General features: G+C 72.9%; 17 protein-coding genes and 1 pseudogene. 8 read left to right on the top strand and 10 right to left on the bottom strand.

From position 1 onward, the window contains the following. The coding region (locus RBJ77_RS61600) for an alpha-glucosidase C-terminal domain-containing protein (RefSeq protein WP_372352855.1) at positions 1-283 on the top strand (283 nt) is incomplete at its 5' end. Between the two features lie 10 nt (positions 284-293). Here the strand turns inward: RBJ77_RS61600 and RBJ77_RS61605 are convergent. Both RBJ77_RS61605 and RBJ77_RS61610 read right to left on the bottom strand, forming a co-directional pair. Further along, positions 294-3,284, bottom strand: a complete 2,991-nt coding sequence (locus RBJ77_RS61605) for an NACHT domain-containing NTPase (protein WP_372352871.1) — start codon at positions 3,282-3,284, stop codon at positions 294-296. Positions 3,285-3,512: 228 nt separating this feature from the next. Continuing rightward, a pseudogene (locus RBJ77_RS61610) lies at positions 3,513-3,755 on the bottom strand (helix-turn-helix domain-containing protein); the annotation flags it as partial. A 127-nt stretch (positions 3,756-3,882) separates the two neighbouring features. Here RBJ77_RS61610 and RBJ77_RS61615 point away from each other — a divergent pair. From RBJ77_RS61615 to glgB, 3 genes are all read left to right on the top strand, one after another. Further along, positions 3,883-4,044, top strand: a complete 162-nt coding sequence (locus tag RBJ77_RS61615) for a hypothetical protein (protein ID WP_372352856.1) — start codon at positions 3,883-3,885, stop codon at positions 4,042-4,044. Positions 4,045-4,280: 236 nt separating this feature from the next. Beyond that, entirely contained in the window at positions 4,281-5,681 is a 1,401-nt protein-coding gene (locus RBJ77_RS61620) for a phosphotransferase (RefSeq protein WP_372352857.1), read from the top strand. Between the two features lie 261 nt (positions 5,682-5,942). Further along, entirely contained in the window at positions 5,943-8,153 is a 2,211-nt protein-coding gene (glgB, locus tag RBJ77_RS61625) for a 1,4-alpha-glucan branching enzyme (protein WP_372352858.1), read from the top strand. On the opposite strand, the gene RBJ77_RS61630 is transcribed toward glgB, so the two are convergent. The 5 genes from RBJ77_RS61630 to RBJ77_RS61650 all read right to left on the bottom strand — a co-directional run bounded on the left by RBJ77_RS61630 (position 8,142) and on the right by RBJ77_RS61650 (position 13,821). Continuing rightward, the gene (locus RBJ77_RS61630; protein WP_372352859.1) at positions 8,142-10,388 is read right to left on the bottom strand and encodes an AAA family ATPase; all 2,247 of its coding nucleotides are present in this window, start codon (positions 10,386-10,388) and stop codon (positions 8,142-8,144) included. The genes glgB and RBJ77_RS61630 overlap by 12 nt on opposite strands. 178 nt (positions 10,389-10,566) lie before the next feature. Continuing rightward, entirely contained in the window at positions 10,567-10,887 is a 321-nt protein-coding gene (trxA, locus tag RBJ77_RS61635; protein WP_372352860.1) for a thioredoxin, read from the bottom strand. Further along, positions 10,874-11,299, bottom strand: a complete 426-nt coding sequence (locus tag RBJ77_RS61640) for a MerR family transcriptional regulator (RefSeq protein WP_372352861.1) — start codon at positions 11,297-11,299, stop codon at positions 10,874-10,876. Before RBJ77_RS61640 ends, trxA begins: the two co-directional genes overlap by 14 nt. Before the next feature lie 45 nt (positions 11,300-11,344). Beyond that, positions 11,345-12,784, bottom strand: a complete 1,440-nt coding sequence (locus RBJ77_RS61645; RefSeq protein ID WP_372352862.1) for an AAA family ATPase — start codon at positions 12,782-12,784, stop codon at positions 11,345-11,347. A gap of 143 nt (positions 12,785-12,927) precedes the next feature. After that, a complete protein-coding gene (locus RBJ77_RS61650) occupies positions 12,928-13,821 on the bottom strand; it encodes an NAD(P)-dependent oxidoreductase (protein ID WP_372352863.1) in 894 nt (297 codons plus the stop codon). 208 nt (positions 13,822-14,029) lie between these two features. Here RBJ77_RS61650 and RBJ77_RS61655 point away from each other — a divergent pair, with 208 nt between their 5' ends. Further along, positions 14,030-14,791, top strand: a complete 762-nt coding sequence (locus RBJ77_RS61655; RefSeq protein WP_372352870.1) for an MBL fold metallo-hydrolase — start codon at positions 14,030-14,032, stop codon at positions 14,789-14,791. A 16-nt stretch (positions 14,792-14,807) separates the two neighbouring features. On the opposite strand, the gene RBJ77_RS61660 is transcribed toward RBJ77_RS61655, so the two are convergent. Further along, positions 14,808-15,374: an exonuclease domain-containing protein gene (locus RBJ77_RS61660; RefSeq protein ID WP_372352864.1), complete on the bottom strand. Its 567-nt coding sequence runs from the start codon at positions 15,372-15,374 to the stop codon at positions 14,808-14,810. Positions 15,375-15,416: 42 nt separating this feature from the next. Continuing rightward, positions 15,417-15,785 (bottom strand): hypothetical protein, encoded by a 369-nt coding sequence (locus tag RBJ77_RS61665; protein WP_372352865.1) that lies wholly within the window; start codon positions 15,783-15,785, stop codon positions 15,417-15,419. 135 nt (positions 15,786-15,920) lie between these two features. Between RBJ77_RS61665 and RBJ77_RS61670 the strand changes: the two genes are divergently transcribed. Next, positions 15,921-16,823, top strand: coding sequence for an aldo/keto reductase (locus tag RBJ77_RS61670; protein WP_372352866.1), 903 nt, complete (start codon positions 15,921-15,923; stop codon positions 16,821-16,823). Between the two features lie 29 nt (positions 16,824-16,852). After that, positions 16,853-17,578: an alpha/beta fold hydrolase gene (locus RBJ77_RS61675; RefSeq protein ID WP_372352867.1), complete on the top strand. Its 726-nt coding sequence runs from the start codon at positions 16,853-16,855 to the stop codon at positions 17,576-17,578. 213 nt (positions 17,579-17,791) lie between these two features. On the opposite strand, the gene RBJ77_RS61680 is transcribed toward RBJ77_RS61675, so the two are convergent. Then, positions 17,792-19,486 carry an MFS transporter gene (locus tag RBJ77_RS61680; protein ID WP_372352868.1) on the bottom strand — a complete coding sequence of 565 codons (1,695 nt, stop codon included), beginning with the start codon at positions 19,484-19,486 and terminating at the stop codon, positions 17,792-17,794. 166 nt (positions 19,487-19,652) lie between these two features. On the opposite strand from RBJ77_RS61680, the gene RBJ77_RS61685 reads away from it, so the two are divergent. Beyond that, positions 19,653-20,255 (top strand): TetR/AcrR family transcriptional regulator, encoded by a 603-nt coding sequence (locus tag RBJ77_RS61685; protein WP_372352869.1) that lies wholly within the window; start codon positions 19,653-19,655, stop codon positions 20,253-20,255. Positions 20,256-20,329: the final 74 nt, after the last annotated feature.

Consider the following 20,329-nt stretch of genomic DNA (forward strand, 5'->3'; position numbering starts at 1 on the left):
GCAGAACCCCGCCTTCGGCCTCGGCTCGTACACGGAACTGTCCTCGTCGAACCCGGCGGTGATCGCGTTCCTGCGCGAGTACAAGGACGACCTGGTGCTGTGCGTGCACAACTTCTCGCGCTTCGCCCAGCCCACCGAACTCGACCTGCGCACCTTCAACGGACGGCACCCGGTGGAACTGATCGGCGGCGTCCGCTTCCCGGCCATCGGCGAACTCCCGTACCTGCTCACCCTCGCAGGACACGGCTTCTACTGGTTCCGGCTGCGGAGGGACGGGATCTGACCCGGTTCCCCTAAGGGGTGCGTCCGGCGGTGCGCGGAAGACGCTGCGCGAGCGCGTCCAGGTGCGCCGCCTCCTGTCGCGGCACGTCCTCGCGCCTGCGCAGTTCGTGCACCGCCCAGGCCAGGGTGTGCAGCACCTCCTCTCCCACCCGCAGCCGGTCGCCCCACCGCACCGTCTCGCTGATCCGGGCACAGGCCTCCCGCGTCTCCAGCCACGGCAGGTCGCGCACGAGCGCGGCCGCCACGGCCCAGGTGCCCAGGTCCTGCGTCGAGCGGGACGGTGCCGCGGTGCCCAGCGCCTGAAGACACGCGGTGTGCAGGGCCGTCGAGTCCTGCTGGGCCCTGAGGTGCCCGGGCGTCAGAAGCGCCACGAGGCTCGCGACCATCCGCTCGCTCGGATCACCGCTCCGGGTCGAGACCCCCACGCGCTCCGATCCCGCCTCCCACACCCGGCCGACCCGGTACGGCATGGCGCCGTCGCCGCGCAGCAGCAGCTGCTGGTCGAGGCTGCAACGGAAAGCGGCCCTCCGGGCCAGGCCGTCCCTGACCGTGCCCGCGTTCCCCAGCTCCTGGGCGAACCAGTCGGGTCCCGCCGCGCCGAGGCCGGCCGGTTCGTCGTGCCCGGCCCACCGCAGACGGAGGTCACGCACGGGCTCGTCCGGCGTCTCGGGCTTCGCGTACCAGGTGCGGTCCACCACGAGGTGCCGGGTCAGGTCGTCCCACTCCTCGGCAGCCAGCTGCGACTCCCACAGGCCGGACAGGCGGTGCCACGCCGCGGGAGCGTCCCTGGTGCCCAGCAGCTTCGAGACGGAACCCCCGGAGAACCACAGGGTGTGGAGCAGCACGAGGTTGGACGTGTAGTGGGCGAGACGGGTCAGCGGCGGCACGGGTTTGGGCTCGTAGGCCGGATCGGCGGGCGGCAGCGCGCCGTTCAGCGCCTCCCCGAGCAGCCGCGGGATCGTGTCCGCCAGCGCCCACGACGCGGCGGGGTCGGCCGCCGCCCCCATCTCGGCCAGCCGTTCCAGCACCTGCGCACGGTCCGTGAGCTGCGCGAACGAGAGCGGGCCCACCGGCAGCGGGGCCCGGCACCCATCCGGACCGGGCGGTTCGGCCGCGGTCCGCAGGGACCGCCAGATGGTGCGGGCCACCAGGTACTCGTTGAACGTGGCGTGCAGGAACTCGTACGTACGCCGGTTCCTCCCGCGTACCCGGGCCTGCGCCTCGTGGATGAAGAAGAAGCGGCCGAAGGCCCGGTCGTCGGCCCAGCCCGAGTCCGGGCCGAGCAGGGCCCGCGCGTCCGACGCGACCTGCTCCGCGCCGACGCTCTGCTGCCCGCGGGTGAACATGGCGAGGGCCACCACCCCGAGCCGTGCCATCTCCTGCTCGGCCTCACGGTCCACGACGGACGGACCGGGGTCACGGGCGTGCCGCTTGCGGACCTGCCGGCGCAGGAAGCCGAGCAGCAGGCGCTCGAACAGCTCCGCGCCGCTGGCCCGGCTCTCCTGTGCGCGAGCGAGCCCGTTGTCCACGGAGTCGTAGAGGGCGAGCAGCAGCAACAGCAGGGGCTGCGCGGCGAGTTCGAGCCTGTCGTCGAGGACGGCCGGGTCCAGGGGGCGCAGTCCGCTGGACGTGAAGTAGCCGCGGTTCGCGGCGTTCCACACTTCCAGCCAGCGGCGCCGGTGCCGCTCGTCGAACGGTTCCAGGCACAGCGCCCGGGTGCAGTCGGGGACGCGGACGCGGTGCATGACGACGGTCCGGCTCGTGACGACGACCGCCAGGGGGCGCCCCGCCGCCATCTCCCGCGCCTGGAAGTCGGCGACCTCCTGGAGATAGTCCCAGTACTCCGTCTCCGCGGCCTGGAGCAGTTCGTCGAAGCCGTCCAGGAGGACCACCGGGATCCGCCCCGGCGCCCCGCGCACCAGGTCGGGCCAGCCGACGCGTTCGCCGAGCAGTTGCTCCAGCGCCTCCTCGATCTGACGCTGGACCGGGGCGTCCGCCGCCACGGACCGCAGTTCCACCCGGACGGGCAGGAAGTCGTCGGCGGGCAGGCGCGCCATGGTGACGCGGGTGAGCAGCGACTTGCCGACACCGGGGTGGCCCAGCACGAGCAGCGGTACGTGCAGCGCGGCCACTCCACTGAAGTGCGCGGCGAGCCGCAGGCCGACCGGCACGTCGGCGGACTGCGTGGCCCACCAGGCCTCGGCGTACGGCATGGCGTCGTCGTGCAGGACGGCCCACCGGGCGGCGGGGTCGACGTAACCGCTGCCGAGGCGCGGGACGACCACCGGAGCGGACCCCGGCGTGTCCCCTGCCGCGGCTTCGACCCCCGCGACGAGAGGGCGGCCCAGCTCCCCGGCCGGCCGTCCCGCCACGGTCCGCGCGGCGTCGGAGGTGCAGGGAAGGGAATCGGGGGACGACGAGAGGGCTTCCGGCAGGCCGTCCAGCGCGGTCCCGGTTCCCGAGGGCACGTGCGACCACTCCCCCAGGAGCAGCCACAACTCGGGCTCGTAGAAGGCCAGGTGCTCCACGAGGGCCGCCAGCCGATCGGCTGCCGCACGCAGGTCGACGCTCTGGCGATCGCCGTCCAGCGCACTGCGGAGACGGTCCCCGAGGTCGTCCTCCCAGGGCTCCCATCCCTCGCCGACGGGACCGGAACCGCTCGGCCCGTAGGCCACCTCGTCGGCGAAGTACTCCATGGCCTCGATCCACCGGCGAGCCGTCGTCGGCCGAGCCGCGAGTTCCCCGGAGTACGCGTCGAGCAGAGCGGTCAGCCGCGCCACCGGCAGGACGGCATGGCAGGCCACCGTGCGGGCCAGCCGGTCCGCTGCCCGCACCCGGCCCGGGAAACCGTCCAGGACCTGGCGGCACACCGCGTGCAGCCGCCGCAGAAAGGCCTCGTGGCCCTCTTCGTCGAGCAACTCCCGCAGACGCACGGGGTGGTCGCCCGCGACGGTCAGCAGGCGCAGACACCGGACCCAGCCGGTCTGCGACGCCGTCGGCACCGAGCGGGGATCGACGCGGAAGCGGGGACCTGGGATGCCGTCCGGCTCCGCCTTCCCCTCTGGCCCGGAATCAGACGGGGAACCGGTCCGGGAATCTTGTCCGGGCTCAAGCGGCCGATCGAGCCTGAGTACCGCCTCGTACAGCTCGACGACGCTCCCGTGCCGGTACCGCCACGCCTCCGCCTCCACACCACGCGTCCGCCCGTCGAGCCCCTTCGCCGCACCGCAGCAGTCGACGATCCGACGCACGTCGTCCCAAGCAGGTGGTCGCGTACGCCGTCCGTTGAGCAGCTCGGACACCGCGGCCCCCGACTTGCCCACCCGCTGGGCGACTTGGCTCTGCGACAGCCCCGAATCCCGGACGAGGAGCCGGAGTTGTTCACAGAACTCGGCCACCGGCCCACTGCGTCGCTCCCGCGGCACGGCACCGCACCTCCGCTCGTCGGAACCCTTCGGAACACTTCGGCGCACCGCTCCGAAGCGTAGGGCTGACCTGCGCGGAAGGCGGCCGCTTCGGGAGAGTTCGGGGTCCGCGCCAGGGCGTCCCGGCCCGGTTCACCGTGGTGGCACCCGACCGACCCGCCCACCTGGAGTCACCGTGAACCTGCCCCTCACCACGGCCACCGCCCTCCTCGCCCTCACCCTCTTCGCCGCCGTCCTCCTCCCCGCCGTCTGGTCCCGCTCCCCCGCCCGCCGCCGCGCGGCGGAGCGCATCGTCCGGATCCTCGTCGACGCGTTCCGGCCGAACCGGCGGCGATGACACGAGAGTTCGACGGACGGAAAGCCCAAGAAGCAGCCAAAGCCTGTTTTCCGGGGCTTTCCCTGGGCACTCTCCACGAATATCGTGCGGGCAGGCGCCACTCCTCCTGCCGGGTGTCCCGGCCTGCGCCACGGATCCCCCCGTACTCGGCACGTCTCCACCTCTGGACAGCATCTCGGCACCCGGGACCGGCTCGCACCGCCCGCCGCGCGTTCCCGGGGAAAGGACGCGACGCCATGTCGGAAGCCGCAGCCCGGCCCGCCGCCCACGTCTCCGGCGAGGGCGGTCCCGAACTGCTCACGTCCCTCGATCCGTTGCTGCGGGAGTGGCTGCCGCGCCAGCGCTGGTTCGCCGGGAAGGGCCGCCCCGTCACCGGCTTCACCCTCGACGCGGTCACCCCGCTGCTGCCCCGGTCGGCCCTGCTGCACCTGCTGCTGCGCGCCCATCAGCCGCCGGCCGAGGAGGGACCGGGCGACTGCTACCAACTCCTGGTCGGCACCGCCCAGATGCTCCCGCCGCACCTCGCCCCGGCCGCGATCGGCCACATCACGCGCGGCCCGCTGGCCGGCCGCACCGCGTACGACGCGCTGCAGGACCCGCGGCAGGCGTCCGTCCTGCTGGAACGTCTCCGCATACCCGGCGCCCTCGGCCCGCTGCGCTTCCACCGCGGCCCGGGCGGCCACGTCCCGCGCGGCCTCGTCCCCCGGCCGCTGCGCGCCGAGCAGTCCAACTCCTCGGTCGTGTACGGCGACCGGCTCATCGCCAAACTGTTCCGCCGGGTCCTGCCCGGCACCAACCCCGACCTCGAACTCCCCCTCGCCCTGGCCCGCGAGGGCTGCGACCGGGTCCCGGAGCCGGTCGCCTGGTTCGAGACGTACGGGCCGAACGGCACGGCCGACGGCGAGACGACCACCCTCGGCGTGCTCCAGCCGTACCTCAAGGGTGCCGCCGACGGCTGGGACCTGGCCCTCGGACACCTCGCCAAGCAGGAGGACTTCACGGCGGAGGCGCACGCGCTCGGCCGGACCACCGCCGAGGTCCACCTGGCGCTGGCCCGCGCCCTGCCCACGGTCACGTACACCCGCGCCCAGACCGAACAGCTCGCGGCGACGATGACCGACCGGCTCGAATCGACGGCCCGGCAGGTGCCCGCGCTGCTCCCGTTCGTGCCCGCGCTGCGCAGTTCCTTCGAGGCGCTGGCGGGCCTCGCCGCCGACGGCCGCACCTGGCGGGCCCAGCGCGTCCACGGCGACCTCCACCTCGGCCAGTGTCTGCGGGAACCTTCCGGCACCTGGAAGCTGATCGACTTCGAGGGCGAGCCGTCCCGGCCGCTCGCGGAACGCCGCATGCCGCACCCCCCGCACCGGGACATCGCCGGCATGCTCCGCTCCTTCGACTACGCGGCCCGCTCCCACCGCCCCTGGAACCCGGCCTGGTCCCGGTCCTGCCGCGCCGCCTACTGCACCGGCTACGCGGAGGCCTCCGGCTGGGACCCCCGCACCGACCCGGTCCTGCTGCGCGCCTACGAGACGGACAAGGCGATCTACGAGTCCCTGTACGAGGCCCGCCACCGCCCGGAGTGGCTCCCGGTCCCGATGGCAGCACTGGCAAGGCTGGCAGAGGAGAACAACACCTGACCCAAGACCCGCAAGGAGCACGAGGAACTGCGCGACCAGCCACACCAAACCGGCACCCACCCACAAACACCAGCCCGGCAGACGCCCAAGGGGCGCGGGGAACTGCGCGACCAGCCACAACACACCCGCACCCACCCACAAACACCAGCCCGGCAGACGCCCAAGGGGCGCGGGGAACTGCGCGACCAGCCACAACACACCCGCACCCACCCACGAAACACCGACCCGGCAGACGCGAAGGCCACCAAGGAGGCCCCACCCGTGACCCGCCGCCCCACCACCACACCGGCCCCCGTCCCGGAGGCCGACCGGCAACGCCTCCTCGCCGCGACCCACCACGACCCCCACGGAGTGCTCGGCGCACACCCCCACCCCGGCGGCACAGCCTTCCGCGCCTGGCGCCCCTACGCCGAGAAGGTCACCGTCACCACCCCGGAAGGCCTCCGCACGGACCTCCACGACGACGGCGACGGCTTCTTCTCCGCCCTGCTCCCGCTCCACGAGGCCCCGGCCGGCCACCGCCTGGAGATCACGTACGACAAGACCGTGCAGACCGTCGCCGACGCCTACGCCCTGCTCCCCTCCCTCGGCGAACTCGACCTGCACCTGATCGCCGAGGGCCGGCACGAGCAGCTGTGGACCGCGCTCGGCGCCCGCCCGATGACGCACCAGGGCATCGAGGGCACCCGCTTCACCGTGTGGGCGCCCAATGCCCAGGGCGTCCGCGTCGTCGGCGGCTTCAACTACTGGGACGGCGCGGCCCACAGCATGCGCTCCCTCGGCTCGTCCGGCATCTGGGAGCTGTTCGTCCCGGACATCGGCGAGGGCGAGCTGTACAAGTACGAGATCACCCGCCCCGACGGCAGCCGGACGATGCGCGCCGACCCGCTGGCCACCCGCACGGAGACGCCCCCCGCCAACTCCTCGGTGGTGCACGCCTCCCACCACGCCTGGGAGGACGAGGAGTGGATCGAGCGGCGCGGCCAACGCCCCGCCCACGAGGCGCCCTTCTCCGTGTACGAGGTCCACCTGGCGTCCTGGCGCCCCGGCCTCACCTACCGCCAGCTCGCCGACCAGCTCCCCGCCTACGTGGCGGACCTGAACTTCACGCACGTCGAGTTCCTGCCGGTGGCGGAGCATCCGTTCGGCGGCTCCTGGGGCTACCAGGTCACGGGCTTCTACGCGCCGACCGCCCGCCTCGGCACCCCCGACGACTTCAAGTACCTGATCGACAAGCTGCACCAGGCCGGCATCGGCGTGCTCATGGACTGGGTCCCGGCCCACTTCCCGCGCGACGACTGGGCGCTGGCCGAGTTCGACGGCCGCACCCTGTACGAGCACGAGGACCCGCTGCGCGCCGCGCACCCCGACTGGGGCACGCTGGAGTTCGACTACGGCCGCAAGGAGGTCCGCAACTTCCTCGTGGCGAACGCCCTGTACTGGTGCGAGGAGTTCCACATCGACGGCCTGCGGGTCGACGCGGTGGCGTCCATGCTCTACCTGGACTACTCGCGCGAAGAGGGGCAGTGGACCCCGAACCAGTTCGGCGGCCGCGAGAACCTCGACGCGGTCGACTTCCTCCAGGAGATGAACGCGACCCTGTACCGGCGGGTCCCGGGCGTCGTGACGATCGCCGAGGAGTCCACGGCCTGGGACGGCGTCACCCGCGCCACCCACCACGTCGGCCCCGGCGGCTTCGGCGGGCTCGGCTTCGGGCTGAAGTGGAACATGGGCTGGATGCACGACTCGCTCGACTACATGGGCCACGAACCGGTGCACCGCAAGTACCACCACAACGAGATGACGTTCTCGATGGTGTACGCGTACAGCGAGAACTACGTGCTGCCCATCTCGCACGACGAGGTGGTGCACGGAAAGCGGTCACTCGTCTCGAAGATGCCCGGCGACTGGTGGCAGCAGCGCGCCGACCTGCGCGCCTACCTGGGCTTCATGTGGGCCCACCCGGGCAAGCAACTCCTCTTCATGGGGCAGGAGTTCGCGCAGGGCGCCGAGTGGTCGGAGGCGCACGGCCCCGACTGGTGGCTGCTCGACCCGGCGTACGGAGCCGAGCCCGACCACCGCGGCGTGCGCGACCTCACCCGCGACCTCAACACCGTCTACCGGTCCGAACCGGCCCTGTGGCAGCGGGACACCGACCCGGCCGGCTTCTCCTGGGTGACCGGCGACGCGGCGGAGGACAACGTCTTCGCGTTCCTCCGCCACGCCGCCGACGGCTCGCCGCTGCTGTCGGTGTCGAACTTCTCCCCGGTGGTCCGCCACGACTACCGGCTGGGCGTCCCCGACGACGTACCGGCCTGGCACGAGGTCCTGAACACGGACCACGCGCGCTACGGCGGCGGCGACGTCACCAACCGCGACCCGGTGAAGCCGGACGACGAGGGAGCGCACGGCCGCCCGGCCAGCATCCGCCTCACGCTGCCGCCCCTGGCGACGGTGTGGCTACGCCCCTGAACCGGCCTCGGCGAGCCGAAGGAGCGCCGGCGGCAGCTCCCCGGAGTGCACGACCCCCAGGGACTGGGTCGCCCGGGTCAGCGCCACGTACAGATCGCTCAGCCCGAACTCCCCCGGCTCGACCACGATCACGCGGTCGAACTCGAGGCCCTTGGCCTGCCGGGGATCGAGCAGCACCACCTGCCGGGTGAGGTCGGGCGTGAGCCCGGCCGCGTCGACGCCCGGCAGCCGCGCGGCCAGCGCCTCCCGCAGCCGGCGCGGGGCGATCACCGCGAGCCGCCCCTCGTCGGGGACCTCGGCGGCGACGGTCTCGGCCACGGCGGCGACGAGGTCACCCGTGACCTCGCGCCGCCAGGGCAGGACCCCGGTCGACCGCACGGACGACGGCGGCTCGAAGTCCGGGTGCTCGGCCCGCAGCACCGCCGCCGCGACGTCCATGATCTCGGCCGGCGTGCGGTAGTTGACCCCGAGCCGAGTGTGCTCGAAGCGGTCCTCGACGTACGGCGCGAGGATCTTCTCCCACGATCCGACGCCCGCCTCCTCGGCGGTCTGCGCCGGGTCGCCGACCAGCGTCATCGACCGGGTCGGCGAGCGCCGCATCAGCAGCCGCCACGCCATCGGCGACAGCTCCTGCGCCTCGTCGACGATGATGTGGCCGAACGCCCAGGTCCGGTCGGCGGCGGCCCGCTCGGCGGCGCTGCGGTGGTCCTCCTCCGCGTACCAGTCGCCGACCCGCTCGGCGTCGACGATGTCGTGCGCGGCGAGCACCTCCGACTCGTCCTCGTCCTCGAACTCGTACGTCTCCGAGCCGCGGGAGAGGTCGAGGACGCCCTGCGCGTACGCGATCCGCTCCTGCCGGGCGGCCTCGGCGGCGGCCCGCTCGGCGCTGTCGTCGTGGCCGAGCAGCTCGGCCGCCTCGTCGAGCAGCGGCACGTCGGCGGGGGTCCAGTCGGTGGGCCCGGTCGTGGTCCGCCGGACGGCGTCCGCGTCGGCCTCCGCCAGCTGGACGGGCTCGGCGAGGAAGTCCGCGACGAGGCCCTCCGGGGTGAGCGTCGGCCACAGCTCCTCGATGGCGGCGTGCACGTCGGCGCTGGCGGCGACGCCCTTGCCGAGCTGGGCAAGGTCGTCGGGGCCGAGGAAGTTCGGGCCGCCGTAAGGGTCGGCGCCGATCCGCTCGGCGAGCTGCTCCGTGAGCGCGTCGAGGATCCGGAAGGCGAAGTGCGGCCGGGCGAGGTTGTGCGGCAGCAGGGTGTCGCGGGCCGCCTGACGCGCCTCGTAGGCGATCTCCCAGTCGAGGATCAGATCGCCGTCGTCGTGCCGGATGACCATCGGGGCGCCGGGTTCGGGCAGCTGCTGCCGGTCGCGGACGGCGAACGCGAGCGCGTCGGCCATCGCGGCGGCGCCCTTCACGGCGGCGGCCCGCGGGGTGTCGACGGCGGTGGCGTGCACCCCGGGGAAGAGTTCGCCGACCGTGGCGAGCAGCACGCCCGTCTCGCCGAGGGCGGGCAGCACCTCGGAGATGTAGGAGAGGAACGCCGGGTTGGGGCCGACGATCAGCACGGCCCGCTTCGCGAGCAGTTCGCGGTGCTCGTAGAGCAGGAACGCGGCACGGTGCAGGGCGACCGCGGTCTTCCCGGTGCCGGGCCCGCCCTCGACGACGAGCACCCCGCGGTGGTCGTGCCGGATGATCCGGTCCTGCTCGGCCTGGATGGTCTGCACGATGTCGCCCATGCGGCCGGTGCGCGCCGAGTTCAGGGCGGCGAGCAGCACGGCGTCGCCCGTGGGGTCCTCGAAGCCGGTGCGTTCGGCGTCGCCGAGGTCGAGGATCTCGTCGTGGAGTTCGGTGACCGTACGGCCTTCGGTGGTGAGGTGACGGCGCCGTCGAAGGCCCATCGGCGTATGTCCGGTCGCCAGATAGAAGGGGCGGGCGACCGGGGCGCGCCAGTCGATCAGAATCGGGGTGTGCTCGGTGTCGTCCTCACGAATTCCGAGCCGCCCGATGTGATGCGTCACGCCGTCGGTGAGATCGATGCGGCCGAAGCAGAGCGAGCCGTCGACCGCGTTCAGCGCGGCGAGCAGACCGGACCGCTCCACGACCAGCAGATCCCGCTCCAGCCTGGCCTGCTGGCCGGTGCCGACCGGCGTCAGGGCGTCGGTGACCGAGTCCGCGGCCAGGCCGCGCAGCGCGTCGACCCGCGCGTAGAGCCGGTCGATGAATTCCTGTTCCTTTTGCAATTCTTTCTGCGATGCGGCGGATTCCCGGCTTGACAAAACTGCTCCCTGCCCGGTACGGTGTGTTTAGTTGGCCCCCGGTGAGGGGCCTTTTCTGTGGGCACACAGAAAAACCGAATATACCCCGGGCGGGGCGCAATTCCAATCCCGGATCCGACTCAGGATCCGCTGCCGGGATTTCCTAGAGGGCCTCCGCCAATTCCTCGAGCAGCCGCCGCTTCGGCCGGGCGCCGACCCGCGACCAGACCGGCTCGCCGTCCTTGAAGACCATCAGCGTCGGCATGGACAGCACCCCGTACTTCACGGCCGTGTCCGGATTGGCGTCGACGTCGATCGCCACGACGTCGAGACGCTCGCCCTCCTCCTCCGCGATGGACCTGAGCACGGGCGCCAGCTGCTTGCACGGCCCGCACCACTCGGCGGTGAACTCCACGAGCACCGGCCGCCCGTTCTTGAGCACCTCCACGTCGAAGTCCGCGTCGGTCACGTCACGCATGGACATGGTCACTCCCTGGTTGCAGTTCGCAGCGCGGCGCGGACTCCTCCACCACCAGCGCCTCCATGGCTTCCTCGGCGCGCGCCAGCTGCGCGCCGACCTTCTCCCGCACGGCGGTCAACTCGCCGATCAACGCGTCGAGTTCGGTGAGCTTGCTGCGGTACACGGCGAGCGACGCCGGGCACGAGTCGCCCTCGGGGTGGCCGGCCCGCAGGCACTCCACGAACGGGCGGGTCTCCTCCAGGTCGAACCCGAAGTCCTGGAGCGTGCGGATCTGCCGCAGCGCCCGCAGGTCGTCCTCGTCGTACGTCCGGTAGCCGTTGCCGCCGCGCCGCGCGGGCAGCAGCCCGCGCGACTCGTAGTACCTGAGCGTCCGCGTGGTCGTGCCGGCGCGGTCCGCGAGCTCTCCGATGCGCATGCCACGACGGTAAACCTTGACCCCGGCGTCAAGGCCAGCGTCCGCTCAGTCCTCCGCCGGGGCCTGCGCGCCCAGCAGCCGCCGGGTCAGCAGATCGCGGTCGCCGAGCAGCTCGTCGAGCGCGGCCCGTACGTCGACGGCCTCGGTCGTCGCCGCCTCGCGCTCGGCCGCGATGAGGACCGACCGGCGGACCAGCTCCTTCGCGAACGACGCGGTGGTCCCTTCCGTGCGCGCGACGATCTCGTCCGTGAGCGTGGCGTCCAGGTCGAGCACGCCGCCGTACAGCGCGAGCAGCCGGGCCCGCCCCGCCGCGTCCGGCAGCGGGACCTCGACGGCGAGGTCGACGCGTCCCGGGCGCTGCACGAGGGCCGGTTCGAGGAGGTCGGCGCGGTTGGTGGTGAGCAGGAACGCGACGTCGGCGTCGTCGCCGAGGCCGTCCATCTCGTTCAGCACCTGGAAGAGCAGGGGCTGTTCGCCGCCGCCGTGGTCGCGCGACTCGGCGATCAGATCGCAGTCCTCCAGGACGACGAGGGCCGGCTGGAGCATCCGGGCGAGCGCGCAGGCGGGGCCGATCGCGCCGATGCTGCTGCCCGCGAGCAGGATGACCGTGAAGTCCGGCAGGTGCGAGAGCAGGTACCGGACGGTGTGGGTCTTGCCGGTGCCGGGCGGCCCGTACAGGAGCAGCCCGCGGCGCAGGTGCTGACCGGCCGCGCGCAGCCGCTCGCGGCGCCTGGCCACGCCGACGACCTGCCGCTCGACGCGGTCGAGCAGCCCGTCGGGCAGCACGACGCCGTCGCGGCCGAGGCCGGGGCGGCGGTGGAAGCGGAACGGGCCGAGGCCCTGCCCGAACTCGCCGCCCTCGAAGGAGAGCACCTGCCCGCGGAAGACGTTGTGCGTGCGCACCAGGGCGTCGACCTCACCGAGGAAGGTCTGCGCGGCGTCCTTGTCGGCGCACATCACCTCCAGGCGCACAGTGCGGTTGTCGTAGTCGTCGGTCGGGCCGCGCAGCAGCGCCGCGAACGGCAGGCCCCGGTCGGTGCGGCCGAGGTAGAACCCGACGTGCACACAGGCGAGTTCATCGTCCGGGGAGACGGGCAGCTGCGCGTAGTCGACCGCGCCGAGCTTGAACTGCTCGTAGCGGTCGGCCGATTCGACGACCTCGGTGAGGTCGAGGTCGCCGCGGTTGCGGGCGCCCGCCATCCCGACGAGTTCGTACGGCCGCCCGGGGCGGTCGGCGAACCAGCGCTCCACCGCCAGATGGACGTTGGGGTGGTCGTACGGCGCGTACGCGGCCTTGACGATCGGGGTCTCACCGGGGTCGGCGCCCAGGTGCCCGCGGAGCTTCGCGGTGAGGCTGCGCGCGTCGGGCTCGGCGGCCGGCGGGCGTGCCACGGCCTCCAGGAACTCCGCGAACAGGGACTCGATCCGCGCCCGCTCGGAGCCCTCGGGCCCGCTCGGCCCACTGACGAAGAATGTTGTGCCCATACGGGCATTCTGGGTCATTCGAGGCTACGGGCCGACTCCTTTTCCGCGGGGCCACCCTCGGCCCACCGGGACTACCGGGACTACCGGGACTACCGGGACTACCGGGACTACCGGGACTACCGGGACTACCGGGACTACCGGGACTACCGGGACTGCTCAGGCTGTCGCACCGCGTCGACCGTGCTGGACCAGTCGTCCGCCCCGTGCCCCAGCGACATGGCCCGCCCGGCGACCCGCCGCACCGCGCGGAGCACCGTCGTGTCCAGGCCCCGGTGCTCGGCGGCGTGCACGATGTGGTCGATTCCGGCGACCTCCATGGCGAGGTTGGCGAGGTCACCGGGGTGCTTGCCGCTGTCGACGTTCTCGGCCATGTACGTGGCGATGTCCGGGACGATCGCGTGGTTGGCGATGAGGAACGGCGCCAGCTTCGCGGCCGGCACCCGGTCGGCGCCCGCGAGGGCGTAGGCGTGCACGATGCCGGACATGGTCGTCCAGAAGTAGTCGAGGATCGACAGGTCGTAGACGGCCGCGAGCCCGTGGTCCGCGCCGAGGTGGGTGGCCCGGCCGCCCAGGGCCGTGAAGACGTGCTCGTACGCGGTGTAGGCGTCCTCGGGACCCGCGTAGAAGATCAGGGCCTCCTCGGATCCGATGACGGTGACCGGCACCATGATCGCCCCGTCGAGGTAGCGGACGCCGTGCCGCCCGGCCCATGCGGCGGCCTCGCGGGCCCGCTCGGGAGTGTCAGAGGTCAGATTGACGACGACCTTGCCGGACAGGTCCGCGGCGAGCGGGTCGAGGATCGCGTGGGCGGCGTCGTGGTCGACGACGCACACGATCACGACGTCGGCGGCCCGTACCGCGTCGGCGGCGGTCGCGGCCCGGCGGGCGCCGCGCCCGACGAGTTCCTCGCCCTTTCCGGGAGAGCGGTTCCAGACGGTGGTGGGGTGTCCTGCGGTCAGCAGCGCGTCGGCGAGGGCCTGGCCCATGGCGCCGAGGCCAAGGACGGTGACGGGGGTTGCGGTGATCTCGTTCGTCATGCCGCCATCGTGTGCGGCACCCTCAACTCCCCACAAGAACCCACTATTTGGTGAGGTACTCACCGAAAGGTAAGCATGGCGGGGACGGCCGTCGCGGGAGTGTCGCGGGAATAGGGACCCGCCGCGCACACTTGTAGGCCAGTGACCGGCACCGATCCGTGCCCGGATACGAGACGACTCGGCAGCCCCGGAGGCCCCCGTGACCGCGATCGCCATCCGCTACGTCGGCGGACCCACGTCCGTCATCGAGATCGGCGGCCTGCGCCTGCTCACCGACCCGACGTTCGACGCCCCCGGCGAGTACGCGGTCGGCTCGCGCTCACTGGTGAAGACGGCGGGACCGGCCGTCACGGAGCGGGAGATCGGCCCGGTCGACGCGGTCCTGCTGTCCCACGACCACCACCCCGACAACCTGGACACGGCGGGCCGCGCCCTGCTGTCCGACGCCCCGCTGGTCCTCACGACGACGGCGGCCAGGGGGCGGCTCGGCGAGACGGTGACCGCCCTGCCGAACTGGGAGCACGTGGACGTCGAGCGCCCCGACGGCGGCACCCTGCGCATCACCGGCGTGCCGGCCCTGCACGGCCCCGAGGGCAGCGAGCCGCTGGTCGGCGAGGTCACGGGCTTCGTGCTGTCCGGCGAGGGGCTGCCCACGGTGTACGTCTCCGGGGACAACGCGTCGCTGGACCGCGTCCGGGAGATCGCCGACCGGTTCCCCGCGGTGGACGTCGCGGTGCTCTTCGCGGGGGCGGCCCGTACGCCGCTGGTCCCCGACGCCACGCTGACGCTGACCAGCGCGCAGGCCGCCCAGGCCGCCGAACTGCTCGGCGCCCGCCAGGTGGTGCCGCTGCACTTCGAGCACTGGGGTCACTTCACCCAGGACGGGCCCACGCTGACGGCGGCGTTCGCGGAGGCGGGCCTGAGCGACCGCCTGCACCTGCTGAAGCCGGGCGCGACCGTCACGTTCTGACACACAATCAATTGCCTTACTCGGTGGGCCAGTCGCCGCGCTCAGCGATGCGCAGCACGAGCGCGGCGATGTTCCACGCGTCGTCCTCGCCCCGGTGGTGGCGCCCCTCCAGCGGCAGCCCGGCGATCGTCAGCGCCTGCGCCATGCCCGGTCTCTTGCGCAGCCCGTGGCTCTCGGTGAACACGGCCTTGGCGTTGATGTGGACCGGGCCGAAGGGGTACGGGGCGCAGGGCGCGGCGCACTGCCGGCGGAACTGGTGGCGGTCGTAGTCGCCCCAGCTCGCCCACGGCCGCGTCCGCCCGGCGAACGCGTCGCTCAGCCGCCGGCACGCCTCGGCGAAGCCGACACCCCGGTCGACCTCGGCCTGGGTGAGGCCGGTGAGTTCGGTGCAGAAGTCGCTGACCGTGGAGCGGACGGGCCGGACCAGGATCCCGTGCCGGGAGAGCCGCTCGCCCGCGTCCAGGTCGACGACGGTGAGTCCGACCTCGATGATCTCGCTGACCGCTCCGGGCGGTGGCGGCCCGTCCCAGCAGGTCGCTTCGACGTCGATGACATTCAGCAGGCGGGGGTCGGCGGCGGTCATGCGGGCGAGCGTACGAAGACGGGGGCCCGGCCCACCACCGGATTACGGCCAGTCGACGATGCCCGCGAACACCAGATACGTGACGAGCACGGCGAACGGCGCCACCGCCGCGAAGCCGGTCCGGCGCGCGGCGAACCGCTCCTCCCACGGCAGCAGCCACGCGGTGGCGAGGACGAGCAGGGAGATGGTGAGCCCCCAGCCGAAGACGGTGAACGCCCGCTCGTAGCTCGGCTCGAACCGGGCCACCTGGGCATCGGTGCACGCGTCGCAGGCCATCGGCGACAGACCGGCGACCGCCCACGCGACCAGCGCCGCCGGCAGCGTGACCAGGCTGGAGACCAGCGGGGCGACCCACTGGCGGGAGCGCGGCGCGGGACGTACGGCGGGGTCTGCGGCGAGTTCGTCGATCATGGCTCCATCAAAGTGCGCGGGCGGCCCCCGCACCTGAGTGCCGATACTCAGGCCTCGTACTCATGTGCCCCTTCATGTGCCCCTCATGTGCCACGCCACTCGGGCGGTGGCGAACGACCCGACAGGAGCGAAGAGATGACCGACGATCACGCCCCCGTTTCCGCGGAGGCCTCCGGGACCTGGACCCTCGGCGACCTCCCCGTGCGCCGGATCGGCTTCGGCGCGATGCGGCTCCCGGGCCGGATCGCGTTCGACAACACGTCCGTCTCCGACCGCACCCGGTCGATCCGGGTACTGCGCCGCGCCGTCGAGCTCGGCGTGAACCACATCGACACCGCCGCCTTCTACTTCTCGTCGCTCCGCTCGGCCAACGAACTCATCAACACGGCCCTCGCCCCGTACCCCGACGACCTGGTCATCGTCACGAAGGTCGGCCCGCGCCGCGACAGGGCGGGCGCCTGGACCGCCTGGGCCCGCCCCGAGGAGCTGCGCGGCGACGTCGAGGAGAACCTGCGCCAGCTCGGCCGCGACCACCTCGACGTCGTCAACTTCCGCATGAACGAGCGCACTTCGGCCGCCATCGAGGAGTACGTGGGTGCGCTGGCCGAGCTGCGCGACGCGGGTCTGGTCCGGCACGTCGGCGTCTCCGACGTCGACGCCGAGCTGCTCGCCCGGGCGCAGAAGGTGACGCCCGTGGTGTGCGTGCAGAACCGGTTCGGGCTGGGCACCGGCCGGCCGGGCGACGCCGACCTGCTGCGTTCCTGCGCCGACCAGGGCATCGCCTTCGTGCCGTTCTTCGCCATCGCGGGCAGCGGCGGGCACGCGGGCGCGACCGGCACCACGGAGTCCCCGGCCGTCGAGCGGATCGCCGCGGCGCACGGTGCGTCGCCCGCCCAGATCCGGCTAGCGTGGACGCTGCACCAGGGCCCGAACGTCCTCGCCATCCCCGGCACCGGCGACCCGGAGCATCTCGCGCAGAACGTCGCGGCGGGCGCGCTCCGGCTCAGCGGGGAGGAACTGCGGGCGCTGGCAGGCTGATTGTCAGTGGTCGCGGATACGGTGCGGCCATGACTGATTACGTGTTGGTCCCGGGCGCCTGGCTGGGCGCCTGGGCATGGCAGGACGTGGTCGCCGAGCTGACCGGGGCGGGCCACGGCGCCCATCCGCTGTCGCTCTCCGGACTGGCCGAGAGGAGCGGGACCCCGGCCGGGCAGGCCACGCACGTCCGGGACATCGTCGACGAGGTCGACCGGCTCGGGTCGCAGGACGTCGTCCTGGTCGGGCACAGCTACTCGGGCATCCCGGTCGCCCAGGCCGCCGGGCGGCTCGGGTCCCGGCTGCGCCGCGTGGTGTTCGTCGACGCGTGCGTGCCGCGGGACGGCGAGTCGTTCGCCTCCGGGTGGTGGCAGGGACAGGCCGCGTTCGAGGCGGTGCTGGCGGCGCAGGACGGGGGCTGGGCGGTCCCGGCCGCCGAGGAGTTCGCGGGCCAGGACCTGACCGACGAGCAGATCGCCCGGTTCACGAGCCTGGGAACCGCGCACCCGGCCGCCGCCCTCACCGAACCCGCGGCGCTCCCCCGCCCGCTCGGCGACCTCCCGGCCACGTACGTCAAGTGCCTGCTCGACGGCGACGCACCGCCCGACGCGGCGGCGGAACTGCTCAAGAGCAGCGACCGCTGGGACCTGGTCGAGATGGGCACGGGCCACTGGCCGATGTTCTCCCGCCCGCGCGAGCTGGCACGGATCCTGCTCGACGCGGCCGGGGACGACACACGGGAGAGAGCGGGCGCCTAGCGCGCGGCGCCCGCTCTCGTCCGGCTTCCGGCTCCTGGCTTCTGGCTTCCGGCTTCCGGCTTCCGGCTTGAACTCCGGCTCCTGATTCCGACCCCGGCTCGGGCCCCGGCTCCCGGCTTGAACTCCGGCTCCTGGTTCCGACTACGGCCCCGGCTCCCGGCTCCCGGCTCCCGGCTCCCGGCTCCCGGCTCCCGGCTCCCGGCTGACTGTCGGCTAGGCCTTGGCGTCGGCCAGTTCGGCTTGCTGCGGCTCCGGTCCGGCCTCCCGCTCGGCCGGTTCGGCGTCCGCGCCCCGGCCGCGCCGGGGCAGCAGGACCGCCACGAGCACGGTGCCGACACCCAGGATCACCGCTCCGACGACACTGGTGTGCGCCACGGCGTCGGAGAAGGACGAGCCGACCGCGTCGGCCATCTGGCGCGCCCCGTCGGCGAGTTGACCGGCCTGCGCCTTGAGCTGCGCGGCCTGCTGCGGATCGGTGGCCCCGGCCGCCTGCTCGGCGAGCTTCTGGGCCTGCGCCCCGACGTGCTGGGCGACGGCGTACCCGGCGCCGACCGAGTCCTGCGCGGTGGACAGCGCGTCGCCCGGCAGCTTGGTGCCGGACGCGGCGTCCGCGAGGTGGGAGGAGTACGAACCGGCGAGCACGGAGCCGAGGATGGCGATGCCGAGCGACCCGCCCAGTTCGAGCGAGGTGTCGTTCACCGCGCCGCCGACGCCCAGCTCGGACTCCGGGAACGCACCCATGATCGCGTCGGTGCACGGCGAGAGCGCGAGTCCGATCGCGAGGCCGAGGATCACGAGGGGCAGCACGAAGTCGCCGTACGTCGACCCTGCGTCGATCCGGGTGAGCAGCGCGAGCGCCGCCGTACCGCCGACCATGCCCGCGGTCACCGTGACCTTCATGCCGATCCGCGGCGTCAGGTACCCGGTGAGCGCCGAGCCGACGAACACCGCGCCGGCCAGCGGCAGCATCCGCACGCCGGTCTCCCACGCGTCGTAGCCGAGGACGAACTGGAGGTGCTGGGTCAGGTAGTAGAAGGCACCGAAGACGGCGAGGAAGAAGAGGGCGACGGCCAGGTTCGACCCGGCGAACCGGCGGTTGGCGAACCGGCGCACGTCGAGCACGGGCCGCGGGTGCCGCAGCTCCCACAGCACGAACGCCACCAGCGCGATACCCGCCACGACGGCGGCCGAGACCGCCTTGACGCCCCAGCCGAAGTGCGGCCCCTCGATGATCATGTAGACGAGCGCGCCCACCCACACGACGGACAGCACCCCGCCCACGTAGTCGATCCGGTCGTGGTGTCCGGCCTTCGACGGCGGTACGAGGACGAGCGCGCCGACGATCGCGACGGCGGCGACCGGCACGTTGATCAGGAACGTGGACGCCCAGCCGTGGTCGCGCAGCAGCGCCCCGGCCACCAGCGGCCCGGCCGCGATGGCGAGTCCGGCCGTCGCCGTCCACAGCACGATCGCCTTGGCCCGCTCGGCCCGCGGGAAGGTGGCGGCGAGCAGTGACAGCGTCGCCGGCATGATCATGGCCGCGCCGACACCCATCACGGCGCGCGCGGCGATGACACCGCCGGAGCTGTCCACGAGCGACCCCGCGACAGCGCCCCCACCGAACACGACGAGCCCCAGCAGCAGGGCCCCGCGCCGGCTGTACTTGTCGCCGATGGCGCCCAGCAGCAGCATCAGCGCCGCGTACGGCACGGTGTAGCCGTCGATGACCCACTGCAGGTCTGCGCTGGAGAGCCCCAGGTCCTGGGTCATGTCGGGTGCGGCGACCGTCAGGGCCGTGTTGGCCATCACGATGATCAGCAGGCTCAGACAGAGCACGAGCAGGGCCCACCAGCGGCGGGCGTACGGCCGGTCCATCGATTCGACCGGCTCGTTCATGACGAGGCGCATGGCGCGGAGACCCTCCCGGGTGGCAGGACAAGGCCCGCGCAAGCCGATCCAACGACTTGCACAGCCCTGTGCAATTACACAGCAGTGTGCAATCTACGTCGTTGCACAGCAGTGTGCAAAACCGCAGCGCCGCTCGGGTGCCGGACACCCCCAGGGGCCGGGCACAATGAACGGCGTGACTTCCGTACGGGCCGACGCCAACCGCCGCCGCATCCTCGACGTCGCGCTCGCCGAGCTGCTGCGCGACCCGGATGCCTCCATGGACCAGATCGCACGCGCCGCGGGGGTGGTGCGCCGCACGGTCTACGGACACTTCCCGAGCCGCGAGGCGCTGGTCGGCGCCCTGGTGGACGACGCGGCGCAGGCCGTCGCCGAGGCGCATCGGGCGGGCCGCGAGGGCATCGACGACCCGGCGGAGGCGGTGGCCCGCTCGATCCGGGCGATCTGGCCGATCGCCGACCGCTACCGCCTCCTGGTCCATCTCGCGCAGCGCAGCGTCACGATGGAGGGCATCAGGGCGCGTCTCGCCCCGGTCCGCGAGGTCTGCACGGAACTGATCCAAGAGGCCCAGGACAACGGCGAGTTCACCTCGCCGCTGCCCGCGGAGGCGCTGGCGTACGTGCAGGAGCAGGTGCTGTTCGGGCTGATGGAGGCGGTCAACGACGGCGCGCTCGCACCGGAGAACGCCGCCCGCGCCGCGGTCGTGGCGGTCCTGTCGGTGGCCGGCCATCCGACGAAGGACGCGGAGCGCCTGGCCGACTCGGCGTGAGCCGGAGACCGGCGGCTGCGGAGGCGCCCGGCATTCCGCACACACAACGCAAAAAAGCCGCAACTCCCGAGCAA

It is taken from the genome of Streptomyces sp. KL116D, assembly GCF_030766975.1.
Classification (GTDB): Bacteria; Actinomycetota; Actinomycetes; order Streptomycetales; family Streptomycetaceae; genus Streptomyces; species Streptomyces longispororuber_A.